Annotated in this window: 6 protein-coding genes; 3 read left to right on the plus strand and 3 right to left on the minus strand. The window is 66.4% G+C overall.

Annotation, left to right across the window (positions count from 1 at the left end):
* Window position 1: 1 nt before the first annotated feature.
* Window positions 2-2,650 carry an alanine--tRNA ligase gene (gene alaS, locus ABJK26_RS01285; protein ID WP_347240381.1) on the minus strand — a complete coding sequence of 883 codons (2,649 nt, stop codon included), beginning with the start codon at window positions 2,648-2,650 and terminating at the stop codon, window positions 2-4.
* Between the two features lie 31 nt (window positions 2,651-2,681).
* Between alaS and ABJK26_RS01290 the strand changes: the two genes are divergently transcribed.
* The 3 genes from ABJK26_RS01290 to ABJK26_RS01300 are packed head-to-tail and all read left to right on the plus strand — an operon-like array spanning window position 2,682 to window position 4,828.
* Complete coding sequence (locus tag ABJK26_RS01290; protein ID WP_347240382.1) at window positions 2,682-2,957, plus strand: NIPSNAP family containing protein; 276 nt, start codon at window positions 2,682-2,684, stop codon at window positions 2,955-2,957.
* 44 nt (window positions 2,958-3,001) lie between these two features.
* Window positions 3,002-4,144 carry an ABC transporter permease gene (locus ABJK26_RS01295; protein ID WP_347240383.1) on the plus strand — a complete coding sequence of 381 codons (1,143 nt, stop codon included), beginning with the start codon at window positions 3,002-3,004 and terminating at the stop codon, window positions 4,142-4,144.
* Window positions 4,145-4,828, plus strand: a complete 684-nt coding sequence (locus ABJK26_RS01300) for an ABC transporter ATP-binding protein (RefSeq protein WP_347240384.1) — start codon at window positions 4,145-4,147, stop codon at window positions 4,826-4,828.
* Here the strand turns inward: ABJK26_RS01300 and ABJK26_RS01305 are convergent.
* Complete coding sequence (locus ABJK26_RS01305) at window positions 4,808-5,638, minus strand: Dam family site-specific DNA-(adenine-N6)-methyltransferase (protein WP_347240385.1); 831 nt, start codon at window positions 5,636-5,638, stop codon at window positions 4,808-4,810. The genes ABJK26_RS01300 and ABJK26_RS01305 overlap by 21 nt on opposite strands.
* Window positions 5,635-6,054: PD-(D/E)XK nuclease superfamily protein (locus tag ABJK26_RS01310; protein ID WP_347240386.1), on the minus strand; the 420-nt coding region annotated here is incomplete at its 5' end. The genes ABJK26_RS01305 and ABJK26_RS01310, both read right to left, overlap by 4 nt.

Raw genomic sequence — 6,054 nt, forward strand, 5'->3', positions numbered from 1 at the left:
TTTAGGGCAAGAGCCCGGGCAGGGCCGCCTTGGCCCGCTCGGGGTCCAGGCCGCCCCCCTGGGCCAAAGCCCCCTTGCCCCCGCCCCGGCCCCCCGCTTTTTCGGTGAGGGCCCGCAAGAGGGCCCCGGCCTCGAGGCCCCGTTCCTGGGCCCGTGGAGAGAGCTTCAGCACCGCCTGCCCTTCCGAGAGCACCAGGGCCACGTCCGCCCCCCGGGCCACCAGGTCGTCCGCCGCCTGGCGGAGGGCCTTGGCGTCCAGGCCGGGAAGCTCCGCCACCGTCCACTTCAGGCCCCCCTTCTCCGCCAGGGAAGGCCCCCCGCCTCCCCCCAAGGCGGCCTGGACCAGGCGGGCCTTGAGGCCTTCCACCTCCCGCTCCTTCTCCTTGAGCTCAAAGAGGAGCTTCTCCAGCCTCTCCTCCAGGGCGGCCTCCCCCGCCTCGAGGCGGCTCGCCAGGGCCTTCAGGCGGTTCAGGGACTCCCGGGCGAAGCGGACCGCCGCCTCCCCCGTCACCGCCTCTATGCGGCGCACCCCGGCGGAGACCGCCTCCTCGCTCCTTATGAGGAAGGCCCCGATCTCCCCGGTGCGGCGCACGTGGGTGCCCCCGCAGAGCTCCTTGGACTCGAGGCCCTTTAGGGGGCTTCCCTCCACCCGCACCACCCGGACCACCTCCCCGTACTTCTCCCCGAAGAGGGCCATGGCCCCCTCCTTTTTGGCCTCCTCCAGGGGCAGGTAGCGCCAGGTCACGGGGAAGTCGGCCTGGATCCAGCGGTTCACCAGAAGCTCAATCCGCTCAAGCTCTTCAGGCTTCACGGGCTCGGGGTGGGTAAAGTCAAAGCGGAGGCGGTCCGGGGCCACCAGGCTTCCCGCCTGGCGCACGTGGGGGCCGAGGACGGCCCTGAGCGCCGCGTGGAGGAGGTGGGTGGCGGTGTGGTTCCGCTCGGTGTCCCGCCTCTTGGGGTCCACCACCGCCCGCACCCTTTGCCCCACCCTCAGCACCCCCTCCTCCACCCGGGCCTGGTGGAGGAAGATGCCCCGCTCCGTCTTCTTGGTGCTCTCCACCCGGGCCCGGCCCCCCGGCCACTCCAGGAGGCCGAAGTCCCCGATCTGCCCGCCCCCCTCGGCGTAGAAGGGGGTCTTGTCCAGCACCACCTGGACCTCGGTGCCGGGCCCCGCCTCCCCCAAGCTCTCGTCCCCCGCGAGGAGGGCCAGGACCTCGGCCTCGGCCTCGAGGGCGGTGTAGCCCAAAAACTCCGTGGCCCCCCGCTCGGCGTAGAGCTCCTCCAGGACCTGGGCGCCCTTCTTGAAGATCTCCCGCTCAAAGGCCATGGCGGCCCGGGAGCGCTCCTGCTGCTCCTCCATGGCCCTCTGGAAGCCCTCCGTGTCCACGCCGAAGCCCCGCTCGGCGGCGATCTCCACCGTGAGGTCCAGGGGGAAGCCGTAGGTGTCGTAGAGCCTAAAGGCCTCCTTCCCGGGAAGGACCTCCCCGGGCCTAAGCCCGGAGAGGAGGGCGTCCAGGCGCTTAAGGCCCCCTTCCAGGGTCTCCAGGAAGCGCTCCTCCTCGAGGCGGATCTGCTTCTCCACCGCGGGGAGGTTCTCCCGCATCTCCGGGTAGAAGTCCCCGAGAAGCTCCGCCACCCGGGGGGCGAGGCGGTGGAGGAAGGGGTCGGAAAGCCCGAGGAGGTAGCCGTGCCGTAGGGCCCGGCGGAGAAGGCGCCGGATCACGTAGCCCCGCCCGGTGTTGGAGAACGTGGCCCCGTCGGCGAGGGCCGCCACCACGGCCCGGACGTGGTCGGCGATCACCCGGTGGCTCACGCTCGTCTTCCCCTCGTAGGGCCTGCCGCTCAAGCGGGCCACCTCCTGGATGAGGGGGAAGAAGGTGTCCGTGCGGTAGAAGTCCTCCACGTCCTGGAGGATGGCCGCCACCCGGTAGAGGCCCATGCCCGTGTCGATGTTCTTCTGGGGCAGGGGCTTGAGGATCCCGGGGCCCGGGATGGGGCCCTGGCGGTCGTACTGGGTGAAGACCAGGTTCCAGATCTCCACGAACCGGTCCCCGCTCCCCGTGTTGGGTCCGGTCTCGTCCGGGGTGCCGTAGGCCGGGCCCCGGTCGTAGAAAATCTCCGAGCAGGGGCCAGAAGGCCCATTGGGCCCGTGGGTGATGGCCCCGCCCGGCCAGTAGTTCTCGTCCTCGCCGAAGCGGCCGATCCTCTCCTCGGGGACCCCCACGAGGTCACGCCAGATCCCATAGGCCTCGTCGTCGTCCTCGTACACCGTGACCCAAAGGCGCCCGGGGTCCAGCTTGAGGTGCTCCGTGAGGAACTCCCAGGCCCAAAGGATGGCCTCCTTCTTGAAGTAGTCCCCGAAGGAGAAGTTGCCCAGCATCTCAAAGTAGGTGTTGTGGCGCCCCGTGCGCCCCACGTTCTCAATGTCCCCCACCCTCAGGCACTCCTGGCAGGTGGTGATCCTCCGCCACTCCTTTCCCCCGAAGATGGGTTTGGCCCCCAGGAAGTAGGGCTTTAGGGGGGCCATCCCCGCGGAGGTGAAGAGGAGGGAGGGGTCGTCCTCGGGGATGAGGCTGAAGGAGGGAAGGCGCAGGTGCCCCTTGCCCTCAAAGAAGGAGAGGAACTTCTCGCGGATCTCCGCCGTGCGCATGGCTCTGATTATAGGCGCTTACAATGGGCCCATGAGGGTCCAGATGCGCCGCTACACCCTGAAGGAGGGGGCCAAGGAGAGCTTCCAGAAGGTCTTCCTGGAGACCATCCTCCCCCTAAGGCGGGCCCTGGGCTTCCAGGTCCTGGGGGCCTACTGGCTCTCCGAACGGGAGTTCCTCTGGTTCGTGGCCCACGAGGACTTTGAGGAGGCGGAGAAGGCCTACTACGAGCACCCCGAGCGGAAGAAGGTGGACCCCAGGGCGTTTCTGGAGGAAATAGAGACCCGCTTCGTGGAGCGCCTCCTGTAGGCCAGGCCACGCCCCGGGCCCCGCCTTGGAGTAGACTGCTGGGGATGGAGGTCTTCTACCTGGTCCTGCGCAACCTCCTGGCGAGGCCCGTGCGGAGCCTCCTCACCCTGCTTGGGGTCCTGGTGGCCACGGGGAGCATGGTCCTCTTCCTCTCCTTCGGGGAGGGCCTGAGGCGGGCGCTTTTCCAGGAGCTCTCCCGGGTGGGCCCCGCCATCCAGGTGGTGCCGGAGGGGGCGGAGGGCTTTGGCCTCGCCAACGCCCCGGAGATCACTCCCGAGACCCTAAAGGCCCTGGAGGAGGCGGGAAAGGCCCTTGGGGTGCGGGCCGTGGTCCCGGTCCTCCTCCTCGCCCGGGGAGGCTTTGACCCCAGCACCAGCTTCTTCTTCCAGGGCCTGCCGGAAGGCACCTCCCCGGACCTCCTTTACCCGGGGCTCAAGGCCAAGGAAGGCCGCCTCATCCCCTCGGAGAGGGGCGCCGTGGTGGGGGCCAAGGTGGCCCAAAGGAATGGCCTCGCCCCGGGAAGCGTCCTCAGGCTTTCCCCCAGGCTGGAGCTTAGGGTGGAGGGGGCCTTGGAGGAAGCGGGAAGCCTCGCCGACAACCTGATCTTCGTCCCCCTGAAGGCCCTCCAGGAGGTGCTGGGTACCCGGAACTACAGCGCCGTCCTCGTGGCCCTGAAGCCCGGGGAAAAGGCGGAGGCCGTGGCCCGGGCCCTGGAGAGGGCGGTGCCCGGGGTGAAGGCCCAAACCACGAGCGAGGTGATGCGCTTCGCCGAGCGCGCCTTAAGGATCAGCGACCTGGTGCGCCTCGGCATCAGCCTGGTGGCCCTGGTGGTGGGGGGGCTTCTCGTGGCCAACACGGTGATGATGTCGGTCTACGAGAGGGTGCGGGAGTTCGGGGTCATGCGGGCTTTGGGGGCGAGGCGGGGCTTCATCTTCCGCCTGGTGCTCCTCGAGGCCCTCCTCCTCTCCCTCCTTGGGGGGACCCTGGGCCTTGGGCTTGGGGGCCTGGCCTCCTCCCTCATCAACCTCTACACCCTGGACCAGGTGGGCCTCGCCCTCTCGGCGGTGACGGGAAGGCTCGCCCTCTTCGCCCTGGGGGTGGCCCTCGGCCTCGGGCTTACGGCCGGGCTCCTTCCCGCCTACCACGCAAGCCGCATCCCCGTGGTGGAGGCCTTGGGGAGGGTGTAAATGCTGAGAGCGGAAAACCTCACCAAGCGCTACCGGCAAGGGGAAAAGGAGGTGGCGGCCCTCCTCGGCTTCACCTACGCCTTCCCCAGGGGGGCCACGGCCATCGTGGGCCCCTCGGGGAGCGGCAAGACCACCCTCTTAAACCTCCTCGCGGGCTTTGACCTGCCCACGGAGGGGGAGGTCTACCTGGGAGAGGTCCCCCTCCACCGCCTCCCCGAGGACCAAAGGGCGGGAGTGCGCCTTAGGCACATGGGCTTCGTCTTCCAGCAGTGGAACCTCATCCCCACCCTCACCGCCCTGGAGAACGTGGCCTTCCCCCTCCTCCTCGCGGGCTGGCCCAGGAGGGCGAGGCTAGCGCGGGCGGCGGAGCTTCTGGAGCGGGTGGGCCTGAAAGACCGCCTCCACCACCTGCCGAGCCGCCTCTCCGGCGGGGAGCAGCAAAGGGTGGCCCTGGCCCGCGCCCTGGCCCTGGACCCCCCCATCCTCTTCGCCGACGAGCCCACGGGGAACCTGGACCTGGAGTCCAGGGAGCAGGTGGCAAGCCTCCTCTTCTCCCTGGGCGAGGCGCGCACCCTGGTCCTCGTCACCCACGACCTGGAGCTCGCGCAAAGGGCGGGGCGCATCCTCCACCTGAAGGGCGGACGGCTCGTGGGGGAGGAAACGCTAGAGGTTCCGAAAAGCTAGCACTTCCAAAGCCCTTTGCCTGTTGCCATCGCAACTGATGCGCCTTGGGGCAGAAAGGAACTTGAGGCTGAAGCCCAAGCTCTCGTAAAGCCTCACCACCCGCTCCGTGGCCTGGTTGGAGATCACCACGGGACCCGGATGCCCTGCCAAAAGTTGCGCTAGCTCAACCTGGTCTTGCCATGAAAAACCATCGGGGGTGTACTCCCTGAAATCCACGTCGTAGGGCGGGTCGGCATAGATAAAATCCCCCGCCTGATAAGCTACCTGGCGAAAGTCCACATTGGTGAACTCCCAGTTCTGAAAAACCCTTTGGTGGGAAGAGAAATCCCTTTGGTAGACGACGCGTTTATACTTCCCGAAGGGAACGTTGAACTCTCCCTTCCTGTTAAAACGGCATAACCCATTATATCCCGTGCGGTTAAGGTAGTAAAAGAGCTCGGCCGCTTCTTGGGTATTTCCTTTTCCTTCTCTGATAAGTTGATTGAACCTTTCCCTATAAGCGTAGTAAGTTGTTTTATCTGGAAGCATAGGCAACTTGGGATCCAATCCCCTCTGCACCCAACGATAGAAATTAATGAGGTGGGGGTTAAGGTCGTTGAGCAAGGCCCTCTCCGGAACGAGGCCCAGGGCTGCGGCCAGCCCCCCAGCGAAGGGTTCCACCCAACGGCGATGCCGGTGCCCCCGGTACAGGGACCGGAGATAAGGAAGCAACCACCGCTTTCCCCCTGCCCACTTGAGAAGGGGGGGAAGACCCTCCCTGGCACCCTTATCGGGAGATAGAGAGGGCGCAAAAAGAAGCTTCGGGGTCATCGCTTAAAAAACTCCCTAAGCCAGTCTTTCAGAAAGGACTCGTGTATCAACCCCTCCGTGAGGGCCCAACGTTTTATCGCGGATGCAAAACCCTCTCCCCCAACCACCACAACAGAATGAACACCGAAGAGCCGGTCTCTGCGAGCCTCTTCCACCGCTCTAAAAAGCTTATCCTGGGCGCTACCGCTTACTGACTGCCACTTGCACTCCAAGAAAAGGTAGGGACGGCCTTTTCTGTCCAGAAGGGCAACGTCCACCTTGCGTCCTTGCTCGCGAATCAAACTCCCATGGGGCGAAGGGCACTCGGTTTTAATCTCAAAAACCTCCTGTAAACCCATTTCGGCCAGAACCTCCCGAACCGTTTTCACCACCTTATCTCGGAAATCAGGTCCGGAGGGAGGCATGGCCATAGAATA

The organism is Thermus sp. (assembly GCF_039793865.1).
GTDB lineage: Bacteria > Deinococcota > Deinococci > Deinococcales > Thermaceae > Thermus.